Genomic DNA, 21582 nt, shown 5'->3' with positions numbered 1-21582 from the left:
GGTGCTTATATCTAGCTTGCAAAACCCTAAGATCAAACACATTGTAAGACTCAAAAGTCGTCGCCAACGCGACTTAAACCAGTTGATCTTAGTTGAAGGCTATCGCGCTGTCAGCCTAGCTCTCAAAAATGGTTTTGCACTGAATGAGATATATTTTTGCCCTGATCTATATTCTGGCTCTAAGGAGCAAGAGCTTGTAGAGAACCTTTTAGGGCAAAATGCTGGTGGTTACAAAACCTACCAAACCACAGCTGAGGTGTTTTCAAAGATGGCTTACCGAGATCAGCCTGAAGGCTTGATTGCTATTGGGCCACAGTTCGACACATCAATCAGAAACTTGCCGGTAAATCCTGACTCATTGTTCTTGGTTGCAGAGTCAGTCGAAAAGCCAGGCAACCTAGGTACAATGTTGCGTAGTGCCGATGCTGCCGGCGCCGAGGCTGTAATTATTTGTGATGGCGTAACCGATGTTTTTAACCCCAACGTTGTTCGAGCCAGCGTAGGCGCCCTGTTTACGATAAAAGTTGGGCAGGCTACTAGCCAAGAACTTTTTGAATGGAGCGCCCAAAACAAGATACAGCTTGTAGCCGCCACACCATCAGCTAAGCAGCCTTATACTCGAGCTGATTTGACCGGAAAGATTGCCATTGCAGTTGGTGCCGAACAATCTGGTCTATCCAAAACTTGGTTAGACCAGGCCGGGCAAAAGGTTCGAATTCCTATGCACGGTCAAGTCGACTCACTGAATGTTTCGGCCGCCGCAACAGTTATATTGTTTGAAGCACTAAGGCAGCGCAGCTAACGCTTGAGGACTAGATCGACTCTGGTTAAATTACCAGCCTTGTTCAGATAGTCGATGTACTTATCTGACTCCAGGGGGACAATGTTTGCCACCTGATCTTCGGATGACTGTATGGTATAGCTATTTTGACCATCAAAATCCACAAGTCTGGCTTGATTATTAATAATCAACAACAAATGGTAGTTATCGTACCACTGCCACTGCCTTAAATCACCAAGCTCGTAGCGATTGTCATAGATCTGTGTAAATTCAAGGTCATAGGTCTTGAGTTGACCAGCACGGTTAACGACCAAAAAACGTGAGCTGGGACTAAAGCTAAACGACCGGATATCGCGAGTTAATACCGTGGTTGCTTTGTTGCTGTCACTTTGCGGGTTTCTTACCAAGTAAAAGTCGTTTTTAGACCGAGCTCTAACAGCTGCATAGCTATTGAATCTACCTTTTACATAGGCCAAGTCGTAACCAGCGGGATCGGCCACAATTGTACCAACTAGTTTTTTATCACTGCCGTCTAAATTATAGCTATAAAAGCTTTGTTCAATCTTGTTGGGCTCTGTTGGCGCCTCAACCACCATCAGCCGATCCTGGCTGGGCTGAAGCGATGCAACCGACGATATTAAGACTGCACTGACTGTCTTATTGTCTATACTTATGCGGCGCAGGTTCTGGCTATCAAGCCAGTAAAGCTCGCGGCTATTTGCTGGATTGAAATAAAGCTGAGCCAAGTTAAATCCAAACTCGCTAGAGACATTTGTAAGTTGGCCGCTGGCTGTATTGAGAAACATGTTGTTTAATTTGCCGTCGGCAGTCTTTTGCTGAAACAGCAAACTGGACCCATCAGTAGACGCTTGCAGTGCTGTTATTTCGGTAACACTTTGGTTGGGCTTGTTGCCGTCAACAGGCGGGGAGTAAAGCGGTGCTAACCGGTTAGTTTCTATGCGCCAAATGCCAACAGGACTATTACTAATGGCGTACTGATGCCTACGGTCTTCGCTAATCACCAGGTTGGTAAAAGTGTTAGGCTGACCAATCTGGGTGTAATTTAGCTTATTGGGCACAAGCAAGGCATAGTTGGCAAACGTAACTTCGCCAGCCTTTACATTAAAATTTGACTTCCAATTTTGGTAGTCGTTTTTGCTTAATTCAATTTCAAGATTGCCGGTCGTGACATTCTCAATTCTATAGGGTGTCTTGGGTTTAACCTGATTGCCATTAACTCCAATGCTAGCCCCATTGGGTTGGGAACCGATCAGCACCAAGCCAGTCAAGCGAATACGATTGCGCAAAAAGTCATACTCATAGCCCTGGGCAAGTGAAACCAGAAAAATAGAGCCGAATACTATCACCGTAACGGCCAGTATATAAAGCAAACTATTGCGAGTTTTTTGTGATATCATGGGTTATAGTCTCGAGAACAATTATACTCTAACTACGAATAAAGGGATATTTTAAACACTTGCAAAAGTTAGTCATAACAGGACCGAACCGTCTACACGGTGAGGTCAAAGTTGGTGGTAGCAAGAATGCTGTTTTGCCCATGATGGCCGCAGCCCTGCTCGCCAATGCGCCGATCACACTCTACAACGTTCCCAGTATCTCAGATGTCGAGGTTATGGCTTCTATCTTGGAATTATTTAACGTAAAAGTTGGCCGGCAAGCGAATACATTAACCCTAGACGGCAGTAGTGCCCAGGCAGCTAGCGTAGACCCGACATTGGCCGGTAAAATGCGAGCCTCTATCCTCGTACTTGGCCCAGCTGTTGCGAGGTTTGGCCAGGCCGAAACTGTACCCCCGGGCGGCGATGTGATAGGTGTACGGCCACTCGATAGACATCTCCATGCCCTTAGCAGCATGGGTGTTAAAGTTGTTGAAGCTAAAGATAGGGTTAAGCTTATAGGCAAGCCTAGAGCGGCTCGGGTGATTATGGGCGATCTAAGTGTTACGCCAACCGAGAACGCTATTCTGGCGGCTGTTTTAGCGCCTGGCAAAACAGAGGTTCGAATGGCCGCGATGGAACCTCATATTGTGGGTCTATGTAATTTTCTAAACTCACTAGGAGCAAAGATTAGTAACATAGATACACACAATCTCCAGATAGAGGGGGTGGAGATCTTGCACGGCGGTGAGGGGACAGTAATTCCAGACCAGCTTGAAGCAGGTACCTTGGCGATTGCGGCTGCGGCCAGTCAAGGGGAGGTTAAGATAGATGGCTTTGTTCAGGACGACCACGATGCACTTCTGAATGTTTTTATTGAAATGAATGTGAACTTTGAGATACTGAGCCCGACAGAGATTAGAATCTGTCCATCTGACAAGCTAAAATCCACCAAGGTGAAGACTCAACCATACCCAAACTTACCAACTGATTTACAGGCACCATTGGCTGTTTTAATGACCCAGGCGACCGGTCAATCTGAAATATTTGAAACCATGTATGAGGGCCGACTGAGCTATCTGTACGAGCTCCAAAGAATGGGGGCAGATATAAGCCTAAAGGACACGCATGTGGGCCTAATTAAGGGTCCAACTAAGCTTCATGGTACAGATCTGGTTAGTTTTGACATTCGGGCTGGTGCAACAATTCTGGTTGCCGCACTGATTGCAGAAGGCAAGACGACTATTGATCGAGTTGAACATATCGACCGGGGCTACGAGTATCTCGATAAGAGATTCGGGTCGCTTGGTGCAAAAATAGAACGTATAGACAATGGTCAGTAGCCAACAACATGTTGGTCTTATAGCTAATTTGCTAAAATAAGCCTATGCTCAAAAAACGAATTGCGATAGATCTGGGCACATCTAACACCAGAGTTTATGTACCCAAAAAGGGCGTTGTGGCCAATGAGCCATCAGTGGTGGCTGTCAGCATCGACGACAACCGAATTGTCGCTGTCGGCAACGAGGCTAAAGAAATGCTGGGCCGGACTCCCGACATAATCACCGCCTCTAAGCCACTAAAGGACGGCGTTATTGCTGATTACAGAATCACCCAAGCACTGCTGAAGTTTTTAATAAACCGGGTGGCTGGCAAATTCAGGCTAACTCGTCCGGAGCTAATGATAAGTGTGCCTATCGGCATAACCTCAACCGAGCGGAGGGCTGTAATCGACGCCGCCCTAAATGCAGGTGCACGTAAGGTTTACATTATTCGCGCACCAGTCGCGGCTGCAATCGGAGCCAATGTGCCGATAGCTGCGCCGGCCGGAAACCTTGTAGTAGACATCGGCGAGGGCACAACCGAAGTGGCTATTATTAGTCTGGGCGGAATTGTAGCTGAGAATAGCGTGCGAATTGGTGGCGGTAAGGTTGATACCGCTATTACTGACTTTATTCGTAAGAATCATGGCTTGGTGGTGGGCTCGCAGACCGCCGAGGACATAAAAAAGCAAGTTGGATCGGCTCTGCCACTCAAAAAACCACAAAAAATGCAGATCCGTGGGCGCGATGCTGTATCTGGGCTACCCAAGACAATCGAGCTTAGTTCCGACGACATAACCGAGGCTATTAGCGAATGCTTAGACGATATTATCTTGGCAGTAAAAGCTGTGTTAGAGCAGACCCCGCCCGAACTCTCAAGTGACATTATCGACCGGGGCATGATTATGACTGGCGGCGGATCCATGCTAAAAAACATTGATAAGCTAATGACAAAGGTAACCGGTGTGCCCAGTTATGTGGCTGAAGAACCAATGTTGTGTGTGGCCAAAGGTACAGGTATAGCTATGGAGAATCTAGATGAATATATACGAAGCGTAATGAGTAACCGCTAATGACGATTAAAAAACAGCTTAATTTACTTAATCAACTGTCAGTCTGGGGGCTAATTGCAATATTGGTAATTATGCCCTTTCACGCCTTTTTAAGCGTAGTCCTGGGATCTGTTTTTGGATACCAGGCGGCCTTTCAGGCCTGGAAAGAAGTGCTATTTGTAGGCTTAGCAGCGATCTGGTTGTATAACTGCGTCTTGCGAAAAAAACTTCTTTTTAAATTTAGCTTTACCAATTTAACCGTTCTAGCTATTATTTTGCTTGGCATAGGAGTAAGCATTATTTACAGGCCGAATCTCAACGGGTTAATTTTTGGCGTTAAGACCAACCTAGTACCGCTTGGGTTGTTTTTGATAGCCCAAGCTTATGCGGCTGATTTTGGCGACAACAAACTGTTAAGACTTGTTCTATTGCCGGCTCTGATTGTGTCGGTGCTGGCCATTCTGCAGGTTACGGTTATACCTTATCAACTGCTGCAGCTGATCGGCTACAACCCGATGACTATTAATCCACTGCAAGTAATTGATGCGAGTAGCGGCATAGCAAGAGCCTTTGCAACTTTGGGCGGGCCAAACCAGATGGGCACATATATGATATTGCCAGTGGCTTTGGCGCTTGCAGCGCTTATTCGAACCAAACGGCTAGTTTATCTACCGATATTAGCATTCTTGCTAGTAGCGCTTGGCCTAAGCTTCTCGCGTAGCAGCTGGCTTGGAGCCATAGTGGCAATAACGCTGGTATTATTTTTGTTTTTGCCAGCAAAATTTAAGATCATTATGGCCGCCAGCTTAGCTGGGTTGGTTTTAATAGGTTATGTTCTGTTGGCGCCACAGTTAAGTAACTCCAACAATGTGGTGCTTCAAAATATCTTCTTGCATGGTCAGTTTTTTAGCAACAAAACCATTGGGCCACCCGACGTAGTGCGTGGCGGCGCCTTAGCACGGGGTTATGAATTGTTTATTAAACAGCCCTGGGGTCACGGCCTAGGTACAGCTGGGCCAGCCAGCTATTATAGCCCAAATCAACTCATTACCGAAAACTGGTATTTACAAATTGGCTATGAATACGGTTGGTTGGGTATTTTGGCTTATCTGGTGCTTTTTGGGAGTTTGGTAGTTGGCTGGCTACGACAACCAAAGACCGAAATTTTGATAGGCGCAGCAGCGGCACTTATTGGCATTTTGATAGCAAATTTATTTTTGCACAGCTGGGCCGACAGCAGCTTGGCCTTAGTGGCCTTTACGTTTTTTGGCGTTATAGAAGGTCGTAAAAAGTGAAGATAGCCCTGGTTCATGACTGGCTGAATGTTAAGTCTGGTGGCGCTGAGCGAGTTTTTTTTGAGCTTGCTAAAATGTATCCAGAAGCTGATCTTTATAGCCTAATATGTAATCAAAAGCTCTTTGCCGAGAGTCTAAACGATCGAAAAGTCCAAACTAGTTTTTTGCAGTACGCCCCCGGTGCCTTAAAGAAGCGACCGCAGTTTATGTTGCCGCTTATCCCGAGGGCTGTGGATAATCTTGACTTTAGTGGTTACGATTTAATAGTGTCTAGCTCCAGCGCTTGGGCCAAGAATATTCAAAAACCCAAAAACTGTGTTCATATTTGCTATTGTCATACTCCAGCTCGGATGTTGTGGGACAGCTGGCCAAAATATCTAGATGGCCAGCGAATTAGGCCGTTCAAGGTGGGGCCGCTCTCACGATTCATTATTAGCCGAACAACTTCTAGAGTAAGGCTTTGGGATTTCTATGGTTCAAATCGGGTAGATCATTTTTTAGCAAACAGTAATTATATTGCAGACCGCATTAGAAAGTTTTATCGCCGCGGCGCTGAGGTTGTTTATCCACCGGTCAATGTTGGGCAATTCAAATCCGCAACTGGTCAAGAAAAAGGCAGCTACTATTTAATATTATCGGTACTGTCTAAATATAAAAACATTGAACTTGTAATTAAAACTTTCAATAAAAACAAGTTGCCGCTAGTGATTGCTGGCGACGGCCCGGACAAAGACCGCCTTATAGAGTTGGCAGCTAGCTCGCCAAACATAAAGTTCTTGGGTCGAGTTAGCGAGGCCAAAAAGATTGAGTTACTGCAGCAGGCCAAAGGATTGGTCTTTGCCAACATCGAAGACTTTGGCCTCACGCCAGTTGAAGCTATGGCGGCCTCGACACCGGTGATCGCGCGACGCGGCGGAGGAGCAAATGAGACCGTAGTTGCAAACGAAACGGGTGTTTTTTTCGACCAAGACAATGAAGACAGTTTAAACCAAGCAATCACTAGGGCAGAGCAGATAAATTGGAGTGAAAATACCCTTCTAGCTCAAGCTAAGAAGTTTTCTGCTGAGCGGTTCGTAAAAAAACTTGCCAGAGTTGTAGATAGCATCGAGGGGACTCATGAATAGAGTCCAGGTTGATATACTGGGAGTCTTAATCGATCCTGTTACAAAATCAGAAGTACTAAAAATTGTCGAGGACAGATTGGAATCTAGCAGTCCACCGACCTACATTACCAAGCCTTACGTCGAATTTTTATCATTAGCCAAAGACGATGCTGCGCTTCAGAAAATACTAAATCAGTCTATGCTCTGTTTGGCAGATGGAGTGTCGCTGCAGTGGGCAGCCAGCTACCTGTACGGCAAGCCTCGTAGCCGACCCAATCTCTTCCGACTAGCTTGGAGTGGCTTGGTAAATATGCAAAAAATGACCTGGCGCAACCAAATAATCCCTGAGAAAATGGCCGGAATTAATTTAACGGTACCAATTCTAAAGTTGGCCGAAAAAAAGCATTACAAGATAGGGGTCTTGGGCGGGCCGATCAACCACGAAATGACCGCTCAGAGTTTAATCAAGCGATTTCCTGGATTGTCGCGAGTCGAATCATGGAGTGGGTATTATGATCTCAGTAATGAACGAAAATTAGTAGCGGACATAGCTAGTAGTAAGTTAGATATTCTCTTCGTGGCTATGGGCTTTCCCAAGCAAGAATTGTTTATGGCCAAGTATCGCGAATACGTAGGGGTCAAGCTGATGATAGGTGAGGGTGGCAGCTTTGATTATGATGAGCTTGGAGGTCAGATTAGGAGGGCGCCAGCTTGGATTCAAAAATCCGGACTAGAGTGGCTCTGGCGGCTGTTTCGGCAGCCCAGCCGAATCGGCCGCCAGCTGGCTATCCCTAAATTTGTGTGGGCTGTACATAGACAGGCTAGGTCTAACTGGCGCAAAAACACCTAGTTAATCTGCTTTACGCTTAAGCTTGAACAAGATATAATATTATCGACTCTGGAAGGGTGAGTTTTAGTATGAATCAATGTGCAAATTGTAGTTCCGACAATCAAATAACCATTGCAGGTAAGACTTTTTGTGCTAACTGTGGTACGCCCGTCCAAACTACAGACAGCCAAACAGCAAGCTCCGGCGCACCGGTTGCAGATGTGGCGGTCAAAGCTGCCACAGCACCACTGGCTGATGGTACCAACACCCAAGCAGCGCCTGCCCTAGCTCCCCTGGCTGCACCCCCATCTACAGTCATTGCGCCAAAACCGGCCGAACCAGCATCGGCCAATGCAGTAAGCAGCACCAAGCCGATACAGCCAGAACCTATCGCACAATCAAGCTCACAGCAACCAGCCGGAGCGCCCAAGCCACTGTCTTCAAACCCTGCTGAACAACCGGCAATCAGCCAAGCACAGCCAGTGCCGCAGCCCGCTGTAGTCCCAACGACCCAGCCCGACAGCAGAAGTCAGCCTCAAACCAAGGCGGCTGCAGAAATCACATCTAAAGTCCAGCATGCTCACGACGAGTCTTCACTACAACGACTTTTAGAGGGTCAAAAGACTCCAAAGTCGGCTCCCCAACCTCAATTTGCACCCACTGTGTCGAGGGTGGCGCCAATTAAAAACCTAGACTTAGCCAAGCCTAATCCAGCCCCTGCGAGTGAGAATGTCGGCAGTGAGCTGGGGGGGTTGGATACCAAAAACGAGTCTGTTTTTTCTGATGCTCAGCTTAATGAACTAGCCAAAGCCACTCAGGGCAGCGCCAAACCGTCCCAGTCCAGCCTCAAAGTCATGAGCGATATTCGGCCTGCGGCCAGCCCGGGGGTGGAGTACATTCCGCCCAAACACAACACTCTGAGCGCCTTAAGCCCTGGCCTGTCGACTGCCGAAACTGCACCTGTAGTTAAAGCCGTTAATTCTGTTCAGCCACCAAGCATACTCCCGCCCACAACCAGGGCCAATAGCCAACTAACCAATGCCAGGCAGACACCTGGCTCAGGCCGAGTAGTGGAAATGGGGCTGCCGACTCACCTTATACCTAAACCCAATAGCGTGCCAACCGTCATAGCTCAATTAAATAATTCTCAGCCCGGGCAGAAAAAGCCTGGTCTTAAGCCGGCCAGTGTGGCTCTAAGCCTAATTGGTGTGGTGGTGGTTGGATTGTATGTATGGCAAATCAACTATCCAAACTTGGCTTTTAAAGTCGCCAGTGGCAAGGCGGGTATTAACGCCAGTTTGCCAAACTATTTGCCCTCAGGCTGGAAGGTATCGGGCGACATTCAGGCCAGTCCAGGACTTATTAGTTACAATGTTAGCAATTCAAACGGCAGTCAGCAGATGCAGGTGCAAGAGGCTAAGACCGACTGGGACTCTCAAGCCTTAGCTGAAAACTATGTGACTCAGAAATCTGACAACTACCTGGCTTTGCAGGCTCAGGGGTTAACCATATACATGTATGGCAACAACCAAGCCAGCTGGATTAATAAGGGCACTTGGTATAGACTAGAGGGCAATACTAGCGGTCTGAACCAAGACCAATTAATCAAAATTGCTACCAGCCTATGACCAATCGTGCCTGGGACGAGTTAATTGATCTGATAGATGAAAAATATCAAATCGACAACTCCAACCGCAAAACCGAACCACTCGAAGACAACAAAGACCTTACTCGAACTGTCGAGAGTATTGAGTTTGAGAAAGACAATGTTAAGTATAAGATTGAGCGAATTGCCGGGCCAGTAATTATTGATAAGAAAACTTTTTATCATCAAACTGGTAGCGCCAATCGCGTTCAGTATGTTTACGACCCAGAAGAAACATCTACAAAAGTAGTTTTCTACCGCGGGCAACCCGACGGCTACTGGAACGAGATTCAGGCCGAAGACCTGTTGAGCTAAGCGGGTTCCATTTTGTTATAATGTAGCTATGAGCAAGCCTGTTAGAACTCGTTTTGCACCCAGTCCAACTGGGTTTTTGCATGTTGGCAATGTTCGCACAGCACTGTTTGCATACTTATTTGCCAAAAATCAAAAGGGTAGCTTTATTCTACGCCTCGAAGACACTGATCGAGAGCGGTTTGTAGACTGGGGTGCCACACATATAGTTAAAAGCCTTGATTGGCTTGGCCTTAAGCCCGACGAAGGGGTGTGGTATACCGAAACGGGCGAGCATGCTCCATATGTGCAGTCGAAGCGGTTGCCAAACTATCAAGAATTTGCCGAAAAGTTAATTAAGCAGGGAAATGCTTATTATTCATACATTACCCCTGAAGAGTTTCAGTCACATAAAGCTGCCGCAATCGATACCAAGAAGCCATTTGTCTATAAACAAAATATGGAGCCTGAAGAGCACTCAAAGGAAACGAATGGTTATCCAGTACGGCTGAAGGTCCCAGCCGGAGTCACAAAGTGGAAAGATGAGCTAAGGGGCGAGTTTGAGACAAAGAACGAACTAATAGATGATTTTATACTAATCAAGGCCGATGGCTTTCCAACTTATAACTTTGCCCATATTGTTGATGATTACCTAATGAAAATTACCCATATTATTCGTGGTGATGAGTTTATTAGCTCCATGCCAAAGTATGCCGCACTGTACGACTTACTAAAGATTGATCGACCCACAATTGTGCATATGCCACCAATCTTAGGCCCCGATGGCAAAAAGAAGCTCAGTAAACGCGATGGCGATGTCGATGTCTTGGAATATAAGGAAAAGGGTTATTTGCCAGAGGCACTGGTGAACTTTTTGGCACTTTTAGGCTGGAACGACGGCACCGAGCAAGAGATATTTAGCCACGATGAACTGGTGAAACGTTTTAGTTTGGATAGAGTACAAAAAAGCCCGGCGGTATTTGATATTAATCGCCTGGCCTGGATGAATGGCGAATACATACGCGAGTTACCCACAGACGAGCTTTTAAAGCGCTTAGAGCCGTTTTTGCCGGCGAGTTGGTACAAACACAACGATTATCTAACTCGAGTTGTAGAGCTCGATAAAGACCGTATAAAGAAGCTAAGTGACGCCGAGTATCTTATGGAGATATTTTTTACTGAGCCAAAAGTTGATAAGGAGCTGCTAACCAAGAAAGATAAGCCAGAAGATGTTGAGAATTGGCTAGAGGTTGTTGCCAGCGATCTTAAAGATGTTGAATTTAATCACGATGTTATCGAGAAAGCCCTACGCAAACTTGCCGAAGCGGGTGATATAAACACCGGAAATCTATTTTATGCCTTACGCATAGCCCTAACCGGCCGCACCGAGGCTCCAGGTCTTTTTGATATCTTTGCAACTCTGGGTAAAGAAGAGTCACTGAAAAGGTTAGAAACGGCTAAAAATCTATTGTGAAAAAAGTAGCTTTCATAGTCCCAGGCTATACCGAAACACCTGAAAGAAAGGGTGTCGATGAAATTTCAAAGAGGCTAGCACAACAGTCTTTTGAGACCGTTAAGGTCAATATTGACTGGAGATATAAAATAATGAGCGACTATGTTGTTCAATTCAACGAACTATATAACTCAAAAAGTGGAGACTTCAACCTGGTACTAGGATTTTCGTTTGGGGCGATGATAGCCACTATAAGCGCAGCTAAGTTCTGCCCAGACAGACTGGTATTGTGTTCCTTGTCACCATTCTTTGCAGAAGATATGGAGACGATTCCCGACAGCTGGGCCAAATCCATTGGAAAACATAGAGCGGCCGATTTTAAGAGCTTTTCTTTATTAGAAGCTGGCAAAAAGATTAAATCTAAAACCACTTTGCTTGTTGGAGAAAAGGAATCAGTAAGGGAACCGGAAATGATGACTGTAGCCAAACGTGCAAATTCCGTCATTAGAGAATCAACACTTAAGGTAGTCCCAAATGGCAAACACGACATTGGTCAAAAAGAGTACTTAAGCGCTATCATGGAGATCATATGAAGCTATTTCTTTCGTCTCTTAACTTAGCTCAGCTTCCTGACAAATTAATACCTGTTTACAAAAAGCTTTTGGCTACAGAGCGAAGTGGACAAAAAAAGCCACTTGTCTTAACGATCCATAATGCCTCAGATTATAAGGGCAGCGTGTTTGTAACCCAGCGCAACAGGGATGATGCCATTTTAGGCGATTACGACATTAAGTAAGAGGCAATAGATTTAAGGAACTATGTAAACAAGCAAGACGAATTGCTAGATAAGATCAAATCTGCCGACGGGGTGTTTATGGGTGGCGGAAACACCTTCTATTTAAGATATTGGTTGCACAAGGTTGGCGCAGACAAGATTCTCGCCAAAGAGGCTAATAACGGGCTAGTTATTGGCGGCGGAAGTGCTGGCGCAATCGTGTTGAGCCCATCGCTAAAATATTTTGACCTAGCAGATGATCCAAAAGAGGCCCCCGAAGCTATGTGGGAGGGACTTAATTTGGTTGATTTTGAACCGCTTGTTCACGCCGACAGCCAAAAGTATGGCTACATAATTGCATCAATCAAAGAGTCGTTCAATGCCAAAGGAGTGGAAGTGGTATCAATCAATGACGATCAAGCTGTCGTCGTTTCAGATGACAAGAGAGAATTGATCTAGCTTATTCCCAGTTAAGAGTGCCGCCGGTTTGGTATTCGGTTACTCGAGTTTCGAAGAAGTTCTTTTCTTTACTTAGGTCGACAGCTTCGCTCATCCACGGGAATGGATTGTCGACATTAAACTGAGGCGGCAGGCCGACTCGACTTAGGCGACGGTCGGCAATGTGCTCTATGTATTGACGAAAGCCATCGGCGTTCATACCAAATATGCCGCGTGGAAAAACGTTCTTGGCATAGGCGTATTCGAGCTTAGCAGCATCTTTTACCAGCTTAACAATGCGTTTTTGAAAGTCCTTGGTCCAGAGTTCGGGCTGCTCATCTTTAATGGTGTTAATCATATCAATGCCAAAGTTGAGGTGCACAGTCTCGTCGCGCATAATGTACTGAATCTGCTCGGCACTGCCGGTCATCTTGTGCTGGCGCTGAAAACCAAATATCACAGCAAAGCTGGAGTAGAAGAATATGCCTTCCAAAATCAACGAGAACACGCACATATTTTCTAAAAATTTCTGATCGGCCTCAAAGGTGCCGGTCTTGAACTTAGGATCATACACACCCTCGTTGAAAGTCAAAATAAAGTCAGCTTTCGAAAAGTGCGAGGCGTTTTCGCGGTACATATTAAAGATCTTACCACCGTCTAGGCCCAAACTTTCCACAATATACTGATAGGCATGAGTGTGAATGGCCTCCTCATAAGATTGACGCAGTAAGTACATGCGCACCTCGGGGCTAGTAACGTGTCGATAAAAAGCTAGCACTAGATTGTTGGCGGCAATCGAGTCGGCGGTGGTAAAAAAGCCCAAGGCTGTTTCGAAAGCCAAGCGCTCGTCGCTGGTCAGCTTGCCCGATTTCCACATCTCTATGTCGTCTTGCATAGCAATTTCGGTTGGCAGCCAGTGGTTGGCATTGCCGGTATTATAGGCCTCCCAAGCAAAGTTGTGTTTCATAGGGTGCAGCTGCACCACATCGGCATCAACGCCGTTGATAATCCGGCGCTTATTGATGTCGGGACGCTTAGTAGTTTTAGTAAGTGGCATTACATATTCTCCTTAAAAGTTTTATTTTTTAGATTTACTTGATTGTTGCTTCGGAACTGGAGCGTTTTCGGCAATTGGCGCCGGCACTGGAGCAGTTTCGACAGTTTCGACGGCAATGGCGCTAAAATCACGCTTGTGGGTGCTGCCAAACTTACCGGTATCAACTGTGGACTTCTCAACCTGGCTGGCTGCCAGTGAGCGCAGATAGTAGGTGGTTTTGAGGCCCATCTTCCAGGCGTAGGTGTAGATTTCGCTCAAGGCCTTGCCCGAAACGCCGCGTACAAAAACATTAAAGCTTTGACTCTGGTCGATCCACTTACCGCGGTAGGCAGCTACGCGCACTAGCCACTTAGAATCAGTCTCAAAAACTTCTTTGTACTTGTCGCGCAGTTTTTGCGGAATCTCGGTAATCTTTTGAATGCTGCCATCGTGGAACTTAAGCTTTTCAATCATGTCGTCGTTCCAAAGCTTAGCTTTTTTAAGGTCTTCGACCAAGAACGGATTAATAACCGTGAATTCGCCGTTCATGTTCGATTTTACATACAGATTTTTGTAGATCGGCTCAATGCAAGGATAACAGTCATTGATATTGGCAATTGAGGCGGTTGGGGCGATGGCCATGGTGTTGGAGTTGCGCAAGCCATACTTTTTAACGGCTTCGCGCACAGGTTTCCAGTTGAGCTTGCCAGTGCGGCTAACGTCGATCTTTTGGCCACGTTCTTTTTCAACTAGCTCAATGGTGTCGATCGGGAATATGCCGCGATCCCACTTACTGCCCTTAAAGCTCGAGTAGGCACCTTTTTCACGAGCCAAGTTAGCCGAACCCATAATGGCGTGGTAACTAATTAGCTCCATCGATTCATCGGCAAACTTTATGGCCGCCTCAGACTCAAACGGAATGTCTAGCTTGTAAAGAGCATCTTGAAAGCCCATGATGCCCAAACCGACCGGGCGGTGGCGCATATTAGAGGTCTTGGTTTCTTCGGTCGGGTAAAAGGTAATGTCGACCACATTGTCGAGCATGCGCATTGCCCAAGCGACAGTTTCTGACAGCATCTTAGTATCGAGCTTGCCAGCTTTAACGTGAGTTGCGAGATTGACTGAGCCCAGGTTACAAACGGCGGTTTCGTCGGCCGAGTTATTTAGGGTAATCTCGGTGCATAGGTTAGAGTTGTGCACCACACCAGCGTGGTCTTGAGGCGAGCGCAGGTTACAAACATCTTTAAACGTCAACCACGGGTGGCCAGTTTCAAATAGCATAGTTAGCATCTTGCGCCAGAGCTGAGTAGCCGAAGTGCGTCGGAACATCTTAATGTCACCATTATCAGCCATTTTTTCGTACTCGACGTATTTTTCCTCAAATTCCTTGCCGTATAGGTCGTGTAATTCAGGCACTTCACTAGGCGAGAACATGGTCCATTGGCCGTCTTGAGCCACACGCTTCATAAATAGATCTGACACCCAAGAGGCAGTGTTCATGTCGTGAGTGCGGCGGCGCTCATCGCCAGTGTTTTTGCGCAGTTCCAAAAAGTCTTCGAAGTCGTAGTGCCAGTTTTCTAGGTATACGCAGGTGGCACCAATCCGGCGGCCACTGCGCGCAATGGCAATGGTAACATCGTTGGCAATCTTTAAGAAAGGTATCACGCCCTGCGAGGGGATGTTGATAGTTTTGATCAGTGAGCCAGTACCGCGAATGTTGGTCCAATCGGTGGCAATGCCGCCCGAAAATTTACTCATCATGGCGTTGTCACGAAAGACCTTAAAGATATGGTCGAGATCGTCGTCGACAGTGTTTAAAAAGCACGAGCTCATTTGCGGGAATGAGGTGCCGGAGTTGTATAGAGTAGGCGAGCTTGGTGTGTAGCGCTTGGTTGAGACCATATCGTAAAATTTTTTCACCAGCTCGGTGCGGTTTTCGACTGGCTCATTCAGGGCCATACCCATGCTCACACGCATCCAGAAGAATTGAGGTGTTTCCAAAACAGTCTTGCTCTCGCGCTCCGGGCGCAAGAAATAATTACCATACATAGACTGCAAAGCCATAAAGCTATAAATTTCATCGCGCTCGGGTTTGAGGTAGCCAGCCAACTCTTCGAGGTCAAAGTTTAGCATTTCAACCAGCAAAAGCTTATTTTTAACGCCCTCTTGAATGTAGTTAGCAAAGCCGTCTTTGTAGGTCGAACCGAATCGGGTTAGAGTAGTGGGGCCAATTATGTCGTAATAGAGCTTATTGAGTAGCAGCCGAGCCGCCAAAAGCGAGTACTCGTAGTCACGTTCTATAAATGAGCGTACGGCCACAATAATAGCGTCGTAAAGTTCATCGGCTACAATGCCGTCGTAGAGGTTGATCTTAACTGCGCCTACCAGCATGGGCACGTCGACATGTTTGAGATCCTTGGTATAAGCTTGGATGGTTTGAGCGATTTTTTCTTCGGAGAACTTTTCTTTTTTGCCGTCGTGCTGAACAACTGTTAGTTGCTTTTGCTCGAGTTTGTGGATGATTTCTTCTTGAGCTTCGACCCGCTCTTGGCTATGCCGCTCACGATAAAGAATGTAACTGCGCACGGTGCGATAGTAACCAGCTTGCATTAATGCTTGCTCTACAAGGTCTTGGATCGACTCGACATCGGGCAAGACATCGTCGAACTCCTGATCGAGACGGGCCACAATGCCATCGACCAGCGGCGTTATAGCGCCCTTGGCAATCTCGCCCTCAACCGAATCGTTGGCTTTACCAATCGCAATTTCAATCCGTGCTCGGTCAAATTCGGCCGTTTGTCCGTTGCGTTTTTTAATATGCGTAAAAGCCATGTCGTCAACCCTCCATTTTTTTATGTTTTATAAGCAGCAAACACTACATATAGCGTAAGAACTATAAGCATTACCACTATATATAGAGTATTAGATGTTCGTCAAGGATTTTTTTAACACACGTTAAAAAATTTATGCTTACGAACATAATACGAAAATACCCCCTTATTGTCAACTCCACATTATCGAACTCACAAAAACAAAACTTGGATTTATAATACGCCTATGCTAAGCACGATGCTAGTATTGAAATGAGCTTAGGTTTATGTTAAGGTCGTGTTCTGACTTTACTTTGCTGCAGCTACCCCGACTCGACAGAGAATGAAATTTGTTCTTTGCGATAGCTGTTGACCGATTCAAATTGTCGAAGAAATTTGAATCGAAAGGAGAAACAGTGCGAGAATATAAGTTGCAAACCCGAGAAGTTTGCAATAGCTATCGAAGCACAGTTTAGACGAGGTCCCATCGTCTAGTGGTTAGGACACCAGGTTCTCATCCTGGCAACCGGGGTTCGACTCCCCGTGGGATCACCATGAATAATTCAAGAGGCCATCTGGCCTCTTTTTTGATATGATAAAGTCATGAAAAGTGTGGTTTTTCTAGAAGAAGCAACCAACGTAAATGAGGTTGGTGGCAAAGGTGCTTCGTTGGGGCGGATGACGAATGCCGGATTGGCCGTTCCGCCAGGGTTTGTAATTACCACAGCGTCGTTTAATAAAAGCCTAGTTGACTCTAACGGCCTCACAAAAGAGATCTACGCAGTATTTGATAAGCTAGGTGCCGAAAGAGTAGCTGTACGCTCTTCAGCAATTGCCGAAGATGCCGCAGGCGCTTCTTGGGCGGGCCAGCTCGATACCGAGCTCAATGTTGACAGAGGAGGCTTGCTCGATGCCATTAAGCACTGCTGGCAGTCGATAGAGTCTGATCGCGCCCAAAGTTATGCCAAAGATCACCATATACCCAAAAAACAGCAGGCCGTAGCTGTAGTTGTGCAAAAGATGGTCGATAGCGAAGTGTCTGGAGTAATGTTTACCGCAAATCCGCTTAGTAGCAATCCAGAACAAATGGTAATTGAGGCGATCCATGGCTTGGGCGAGTTGCTGGTACAGGGCTTAGTAACTCCAGAAGGCTACACCGTCGATAAAAAGACGGGCAGTGCAATATATCATACAAAGCACCGCCAGGCCAAAATGCTTGTATATAAAGATGGCAAAAACACAGAAGCTGTCGTGACCAAAAAAGGACAGATTCTGTCAAAAGCATTGCTGCAAAAGCTGGTAGAGCAGGGCAAGCAAATTGAAGATTATTACGATGCGCCACAAGACATTGAGTTTGCAATCGAGAATCAACAAATCTATATTGTGCAATCTCGCCCAATCACAACCCTTAATAGTGCGGGCGCTGAGCTACCGGAGTTCTTTAGCCATTGTGTAAAAACCATCGCTCGACCGGCCACATTGCAGCGCGATGAGATTGTACGCTTTACCTCTAATATAGTTGCGCCAGTCGATGTAGTGACCATCCCGGTGGAGGGCACAACCAGGGCCTATTATCTTGAGGCTGGTGGTTCAAAAAAGATTCTTGGCCTCTGCCTGGAAGGCGTTAATACCAAAAAGAAACTAAATAGTCATCTCGATAGCTACAACAAACTTAAAGAGTTTGCCCAAACTGTTATTAAGTTTGTGGAGGACAAGCCTAGCAACTATGAGGACATTTTTACACGCTACCGAGAATTCTTAACTAAGTTGAGTGTATTTCTGTATACGGGTGTTGCCATCGATGCTATCTTGTACCCAAAGTTTAAGGAATATGTAGAAACTAAGTTTGCAAGCAAAGCTCAGAGGGTTATAGATATTGTGGCCACACCCAAAGCCCTGCACGATTATCAAAAGATGAGACTCGAGCTTTGTAGACTAAAAGTCAGTGACACCACTAAGCAAGAGCTTAAAATTAAGCTGGCCGAAATCGCGAAGACATTTAAACATGTGCCAGAGTATTCATTTGTTGAGCCGCTTTTAACCCCTGGGCAACTTAAAAATGAGCTGCAAGAATTAACTGAAACTGCCGCCAGGGCTGAAATCGAGGAGATTAATAACTCCATCGACGATAGTCAGCAAGGTGAGCTCCAACAAATTTTGCCAGAACCTTATTTAACACAGGCCTTGGCAATAAAAGAGTATGCACTTTTGCGGACGGACCGGATTGATCAACTTAAACGGGTACAGACTACACTACGCGAGGTGTTTGCCGGTTTAGCCAAGGAATTGAGCCAAAAAACCGGCAAGGACTGGACGGTTGAGCATATTGCCAATTTATTGGATGTTGAAATAGACGGCTTTGTGAAAGAACAACAGGCACCTAGTTTCCAGCAGACCTCCAAACGGCTAGATCAACAATATCTGTATTATTACACGGACAGTAAAGCCATAGTTGAGCTAGACCAAAATCTTATCGAAAAAGCAAAGACTATTATAGCCAGCTCGGCGAAAGATAAAGGCAGCTCACTCATAAGCCCGGGCACGACGGCATTTGCAGGCACTGCTGAGGGCAGGGTGGTTCGCATTGCCAGTAAAAGTGATCTGAGCAAAGTGAAACGGGGCGATATTATTGTTGCCCATGTTACAATGCCCGACTACACTCCAGCCATGAAACTGGCTGCCGGGTTTATAACCGCTGAGGGTGGAATTACCTCGCACGCAGCAATTGTGGCTCGAGAGCTGCAGAAGCCTTGTATAGTCGGCTCCGACAACTGCATGAAGGTCTTAAAGGATGGTGACTACATATCGCTAAATGCCGGTGCGCAAGTTGTAAACTATGCGCAGCAAGATTATCTGGGTGAGCCAGATGAGCTGTTTTACTGGGGGCCGTCTCGAGCTAAGCCACTGTATATGAGCGATTTTATGTCGGCTGCCGAAGAATTTTTTGTAGCTGCGCACAACAATCCAGAAATGCCTAATCCACCCAAAACTCTCGCATTATTTTACAAGGGCAAAAACGTTTGGCTTATAAACGCCCAGAAGTTTGCCGAATTCACCGAAAGGACTTTTGAAGCTTATCAAAAGCAGAATCGATTTAATACGGACAGAGAAAATTGGCAGAAATTGGTTGAGAGTCTTGATAAACAAAAGGCTGATGCCAAGGATTTGGCAGAAGCTCAGGGCCTTACTGTTTTTGCAGAGTTTGCGCTATATGGCGCCGAGAGTGCTGTGGCGAAAATGCTAGATCGCTTGCAGCCGAAACAGCGACAGCAAATTTGGGGCGGGTTTACGTTGCCTGATAAGCCAACGTTTTTATCTAAAATAGATGATGAGCTGATAGAGGGTGGCGATCCCAAAGCCTTGGCCGAAAAATACCCGTGGATAGACGATGGCTACAGAGGAGTCAACAACAAAGCCGAGGCCTACTTTAAAAAGCGACTGCCCATGCTCAAGGACAGTTATGGTAGTGTGATAAACGATAATCGCACAAAAAGAGAAGAACTTGCAGACAAATACAAGTTAGCTCCAAAAGAAGTTGGTGCTCTGAATTTAGCACGAAAGCTGGCCGAATTCATGGACGATCGTAAGGCCTGGATGATGCGTACTCGTCGCGAAATTAAAAAACCCGCTAGCAAAGTTAAAGATGGTTGGTTTTACCACGACGGCAAGGTCGACTTAATCGGGCCAGCCGAAACCGAGGATCTTTGGGAGCGTTATGTTGATTTTAAAGCATCAACCACTGCACTGAATGGTCTTGTGGCTAGCAACGGCGGCCGACATTTTGTAAATGGTGAGGTAGTGATCGTCGCTAGCCCAACAGACCCGGTGCCAGATGATCATGTTATTGTTGTACCAGCCTCTAGCCCTAGCTATGTGCCGCTTATGCGTAAGGCTAGGGCCATGGTTACCGACCATGGCGGTATGATGTCGCACGCAGCCATAGTCGGGCGTGAGTTTAACCTGCCGTGCATAGTTGGCACCAAGCAAGCCACAAAGGTATTAAAAACAGGTGACAAAATAGTGTTGGATTTAGTAAAGGGCGAGGTTAATAAGTAGGCTTTCATCATTTACCTGCACTCCTGAATATGGTATTATTCAGATCACTTCAAATCTTGCTGCAGGCCGACTGCAGTTCCTGAGCGTAGGAGTTAGAAATGAGAATGAAGAAGTTCCTAAACACCTTGATCGTGAGTCTGATCCCCGCCGGCGCGATAGCCATTGGTGTCGCGGCCAAGCGAGTTGAGGAGGCCAGGAGCGTCGATCTCGACGAAGATGACCTATTAGACCTGGTTCTGCTGACCGTCACCAGCGTGGTGGCCACTTTCGCTCTCTTCGGGGTCAAGAAGTTGCTCGATCGGCTCTAGCGAGGAGAGAGACGTGGCAGTCAAAACAGCAGACCAGATAGGCGTCGACGACGTACTCCAGCTTCCTGGCTGGATGCTGCATGAGGACCTAGCTGGACTCCACTTCGAAATCAGGCCGGTGGCCATGCGATGTGATTCAACTAGAGTGTTCGTGGATCACCTCGATACCAACGGCAACTCAGCAACCACCTGGCTAAGGCCAGACGAAGAAGTAACTGTGCTCTCATAGCACCATACAGAAGGAGAAGTCCATGGCGGATAGCGCCGAACAAGCCAAGCGGATCGATGAGGGAGGCAAGCAGCTCGATTACGAGCAAGAAGCGCTCGCCAGCATCGTTCGATCGTGGGAACTGGACGACAAGGAGTGTCAGGCTCTTGCCCTAGCTGATGCCCAGGTCTGGGCGACTCTGCATCTAGCAAGGGTTACAGCGAATGGACTAGAAGTCTGACGCCTGAGATGCGCACAGGGGTAAGCGACATTTGGTCGGCCCCTCGAGCGGTTCCGGAACTAAAGTTTTGGGGCCGTTGTTTTCGTTATAATCTAAGCAAGAACTAACTACATGCCGGGTGCTGGCAGTAGCTCAAATACCTCAACGCTAAACTTGCCGGATTGTCACTCAAGAAAGGGTGATCGTTAACGAGCTTAAGTGCAGCGTCCATGTCGCTGGCCCGGATAATTGAATAACCACTAAGCTCGGGGGCTGTTGCGCTAGAACCATCATCAACCACCGATTTACCGTTGGCCATGGGCTGACCCATATCGACCATTGCATCGCCAATTTTTTCCATCCAAGCTTTCCAGCCACCCATAACTTTTTCAGTTTGCTCCGAGGTCATTTGTTCGGCCGGTGTGGCTGAGCCGTTGTAGAGTAGTATAAATTTTTTCATAATTATCTCCTTGGTTAATCTGTTAACATTATACGCCTTAATAGGTGGCCTTGTAACGTTCATTTTGAAGATCTAAACAACAGGTTGCAATAAGGTCGCACAT

The 21582-nt window shown here is 46.5% G+C and carries 20 protein-coding genes and 1 tRNA gene; 17 read left to right on the top strand and 4 right to left on the bottom strand.

All coding sequences use genetic code 11. The annotated features are described in order from the left end of the window. Window position 1 precedes the first annotated feature (1 nt). Window positions 2-802 carry an RNA methyltransferase gene (locus HYX70_01055; protein MBI2797872.1) on the top strand — a complete coding sequence of 267 codons (801 nt, stop codon included), beginning with the start codon at window positions 2-4 and terminating at the stop codon, window positions 800-802. Here the strand turns inward: HYX70_01055 and HYX70_01050 are convergent. Next, window positions 799-2199: a PEGA domain-containing protein gene (locus tag HYX70_01050; GenBank protein ID MBI2797871.1), complete on the bottom strand. Its 1401-nt coding sequence runs from the start codon at window positions 2197-2199 to the stop codon at window positions 799-801. The two genes, HYX70_01055 and HYX70_01050, sit on opposite strands and share 4 nt — an antisense overlap. A gap of 59 nt (window positions 2200-2258) precedes the next feature. Here HYX70_01050 and murA point away from each other — a divergent pair, with 59 nt between their 5' ends. The 11 genes from murA (at window position 2259) to HYX70_00995 (ending at window position 12402) form a co-directional block, all read left to right on the top strand. Further along, window positions 2259-3521 (top strand): UDP-N-acetylglucosamine 1-carboxyvinyltransferase, encoded by a 1263-nt coding sequence (gene murA, locus HYX70_01045; GenBank protein ID MBI2797870.1) that lies wholly within the window; start codon window positions 2259-2261, stop codon window positions 3519-3521. Window positions 3522-3565: 44 nt separating this feature from the next. Beyond that, entirely contained in the window at window positions 3566-4573 is a 1008-nt protein-coding gene (locus HYX70_01040) for a rod shape-determining protein (GenBank protein ID MBI2797869.1), read from the top strand. Beyond that, window positions 4573-5847 (top strand): O-antigen ligase family protein, encoded by a 1275-nt coding sequence (locus HYX70_01035; GenBank protein MBI2797868.1) that lies wholly within the window; start codon window positions 4573-4575, stop codon window positions 5845-5847. The genes HYX70_01040 and HYX70_01035 overlap by 1 nt, the downstream gene beginning before the upstream one ends. After that, window positions 5844-6971 carry a glycosyltransferase gene (locus tag HYX70_01030; protein ID MBI2797867.1) on the top strand — a complete coding sequence of 376 codons (1128 nt, stop codon included), beginning with the start codon at window positions 5844-5846 and terminating at the stop codon, window positions 6969-6971. Before HYX70_01035 ends, HYX70_01030 begins: the two co-directional genes overlap by 4 nt. Further along, window positions 6964-7800: a WecB/TagA/CpsF family glycosyltransferase gene (locus HYX70_01025; GenBank protein ID MBI2797866.1), complete on the top strand. Its 837-nt coding sequence runs from the start codon at window positions 6964-6966 to the stop codon at window positions 7798-7800. The genes HYX70_01030 and HYX70_01025 overlap by 8 nt, the downstream gene beginning before the upstream one ends. Window positions 7801-7868: 68 nt before the next feature. After that, window positions 7869-9407, top strand: coding sequence for a DUF4367 domain-containing protein (locus tag HYX70_01020; protein MBI2797865.1), 1539 nt, complete (start codon window positions 7869-7871; stop codon window positions 9405-9407). After that, entirely contained in the window at window positions 9404-9739 is a 336-nt protein-coding gene (locus HYX70_01015; GenBank protein ID MBI2797864.1) for a hypothetical protein, read from the top strand. Before HYX70_01020 ends, HYX70_01015 begins: the two co-directional genes overlap by 4 nt. A gap of 28 nt (window positions 9740-9767) precedes the next feature. Continuing rightward, complete coding sequence (locus tag HYX70_01010; protein MBI2797863.1) at window positions 9768-11189, top strand: glutamate--tRNA ligase; 1422 nt, start codon at window positions 9768-9770, stop codon at window positions 11187-11189. Then, window positions 11186-11761, top strand: coding sequence for a hypothetical protein (locus HYX70_01005; GenBank protein MBI2797862.1), 576 nt, complete (start codon window positions 11186-11188; stop codon window positions 11759-11761). Before HYX70_01010 ends, HYX70_01005 begins: the two co-directional genes overlap by 4 nt. Then, a complete protein-coding gene (locus HYX70_01000; GenBank protein ID MBI2797861.1) occupies window positions 11758-11964 on the top strand; it encodes a hypothetical protein in 207 nt (68 codons plus the stop codon). Before HYX70_01005 ends, HYX70_01000 begins: the two co-directional genes overlap by 4 nt. A 42-nt stretch (window positions 11965-12006) precedes the next feature. Then, window positions 12007-12402, top strand: coding sequence for a Type 1 glutamine amidotransferase-like domain-containing protein (locus tag HYX70_00995; GenBank protein ID MBI2797860.1), 396 nt, complete (start codon window positions 12007-12009; stop codon window positions 12400-12402). 1 nt (window position 12403) lies between these two features. Here HYX70_00995 and HYX70_00990 read toward each other — a convergent pair whose 3' ends face one another. Then, window positions 12404-13438: a ribonucleotide-diphosphate reductase subunit beta gene (locus HYX70_00990; protein MBI2797859.1), complete on the bottom strand. Its 1035-nt coding sequence runs from the start codon at window positions 13436-13438 to the stop codon at window positions 12404-12406. A gap of 21 nt (window positions 13439-13459) precedes the next feature. Further along, window positions 13460-16249, bottom strand: coding sequence for a ribonucleoside-diphosphate reductase subunit alpha (locus tag HYX70_00985; protein MBI2797858.1), 2790 nt, complete (start codon window positions 16247-16249; stop codon window positions 13460-13462). A 458-nt stretch (window positions 16250-16707) separates the two neighbouring features. Between HYX70_00985 and HYX70_00980 the strand changes: the two genes are divergently transcribed. From HYX70_00980 to HYX70_00960, 5 genes are all read left to right on the top strand, one after another. Beyond that, window positions 16708-16782: transfer RNA gene (locus HYX70_00980), tRNA-Glu, on the top strand. Between the two features lie 48 nt (window positions 16783-16830). Next, complete coding sequence (locus tag HYX70_00975; protein ID MBI2797857.1) at window positions 16831-20283, top strand: hypothetical protein; 3453 nt, start codon at window positions 16831-16833, stop codon at window positions 20281-20283. A 104-nt stretch (window positions 20284-20387) separates the two neighbouring features. After that, window positions 20388-20591, top strand: a complete 204-nt coding sequence (locus tag HYX70_00970; GenBank protein MBI2797856.1) for a hypothetical protein — start codon at window positions 20388-20390, stop codon at window positions 20589-20591. Window positions 20592-20604: 13 nt separating this feature from the next. Next, on the top strand, window positions 20605-20820 hold the full coding sequence (locus HYX70_00965) for a hypothetical protein (protein MBI2797855.1): 216 nt from the start codon (window positions 20605-20607) through the stop codon (window positions 20818-20820). A gap of 22 nt (window positions 20821-20842) precedes the next feature. Then, window positions 20843-21040: a hypothetical protein gene (locus tag HYX70_00960; GenBank protein ID MBI2797854.1), complete on the top strand. Its 198-nt coding sequence runs from the start codon at window positions 20843-20845 to the stop codon at window positions 21038-21040. Between the two features lie 103 nt (window positions 21041-21143). Here HYX70_00960 and HYX70_00955 read toward each other — a convergent pair whose 3' ends face one another. Further along, a complete protein-coding gene (locus HYX70_00955) occupies window positions 21144-21479 on the bottom strand; it encodes a hypothetical protein (GenBank protein ID MBI2797853.1) in 336 nt (111 codons plus the stop codon). Between the last annotated feature and the right edge of the window lie 103 nt (window positions 21480-21582).

The sequence above is a fragment of the Candidatus Saccharibacteria bacterium genome, assembly GCA_016191105.1.
Classification (GTDB): domain Bacteria; phylum Patescibacteriota; class Saccharimonadia; order CAILAD01; family BJGX01; genus JACPPH01.
This window is presented reverse-complemented; position numbering and strand designations above follow the sequence as displayed.

Excerpts from the sequence above, each read along its gene's own strand:
- HYX70_01025 (MBI2797866.1), top strand. The coding sequence starts at position 6,964 with ATGAATAGAGTCCAGGTTGATATACTGGGAGTCTTAATCGATCCTGTT.
- HYX70_00970 (MBI2797856.1), top strand. The coding sequence starts at position 20,388 with ATGAAGAAGTTCCTAAACACCTTGATCGTGAGTCTGATCCCCGCCGGC.
- HYX70_00960 (MBI2797854.1), top strand. The coding sequence starts at position 20,843 with ATGGCGGATAGCGCCGAACAAGCCAAGCGGATCGATGAGGGAGGCAAG.
- HYX70_00975 (MBI2797857.1), top strand. The coding sequence starts at position 16,831 with ATGAAAAGTGTGGTTTTTCTAGAAGAAGCAACCAACGTAAATGAGGTT.
- HYX70_01015 (MBI2797864.1), top strand. The coding sequence starts at position 9,404 with ATGACCAATCGTGCCTGGGACGAGTTAATTGATCTGATAGATGAAAAA.
- HYX70_01000 (MBI2797861.1), top strand. The coding sequence starts at position 11,758 with ATGAAGCTATTTCTTTCGTCTCTTAACTTAGCTCAGCTTCCTGACAAA.
- HYX70_01035 (MBI2797868.1), top strand. The coding sequence starts at position 4,573 with ATGACGATTAAAAAACAGCTTAATTTACTTAATCAACTGTCAGTCTGG.
- HYX70_01010 (MBI2797863.1), top strand. The coding sequence starts at position 9,768 with ATGAGCAAGCCTGTTAGAACTCGTTTTGCACCCAGTCCAACTGGGTTT.
- HYX70_01040 (MBI2797869.1), top strand. The coding sequence starts at position 3,566 with ATGCTCAAAAAACGAATTGCGATAGATCTGGGCACATCTAACACCAGA.
- HYX70_00990 (MBI2797859.1), bottom strand. The coding sequence starts at position 13,438 with ATGCCACTTACTAAAACTACTAAGCGTCCCGACATCAATAAGCGCCGG.
- HYX70_00955 (MBI2797853.1), bottom strand. The coding sequence starts at position 21,479 with ATGAAAAAATTTATACTACTCTACAACGGCTCAGCCACACCGGCCGAA.
- HYX70_00985 (MBI2797858.1), bottom strand. The coding sequence starts at position 16,249 with ATGGCTTTTACGCATATTAAAAAACGCAACGGACAAACGGCCGAATTT.
- HYX70_01050 (MBI2797871.1), bottom strand. The coding sequence starts at position 2,199 with ATGATATCACAAAAAACTCGCAATAGTTTGCTTTATATACTGGCCGTT.
- HYX70_01020 (MBI2797865.1), top strand. The coding sequence starts at position 7,869 with ATGAATCAATGTGCAAATTGTAGTTCCGACAATCAAATAACCATTGCA.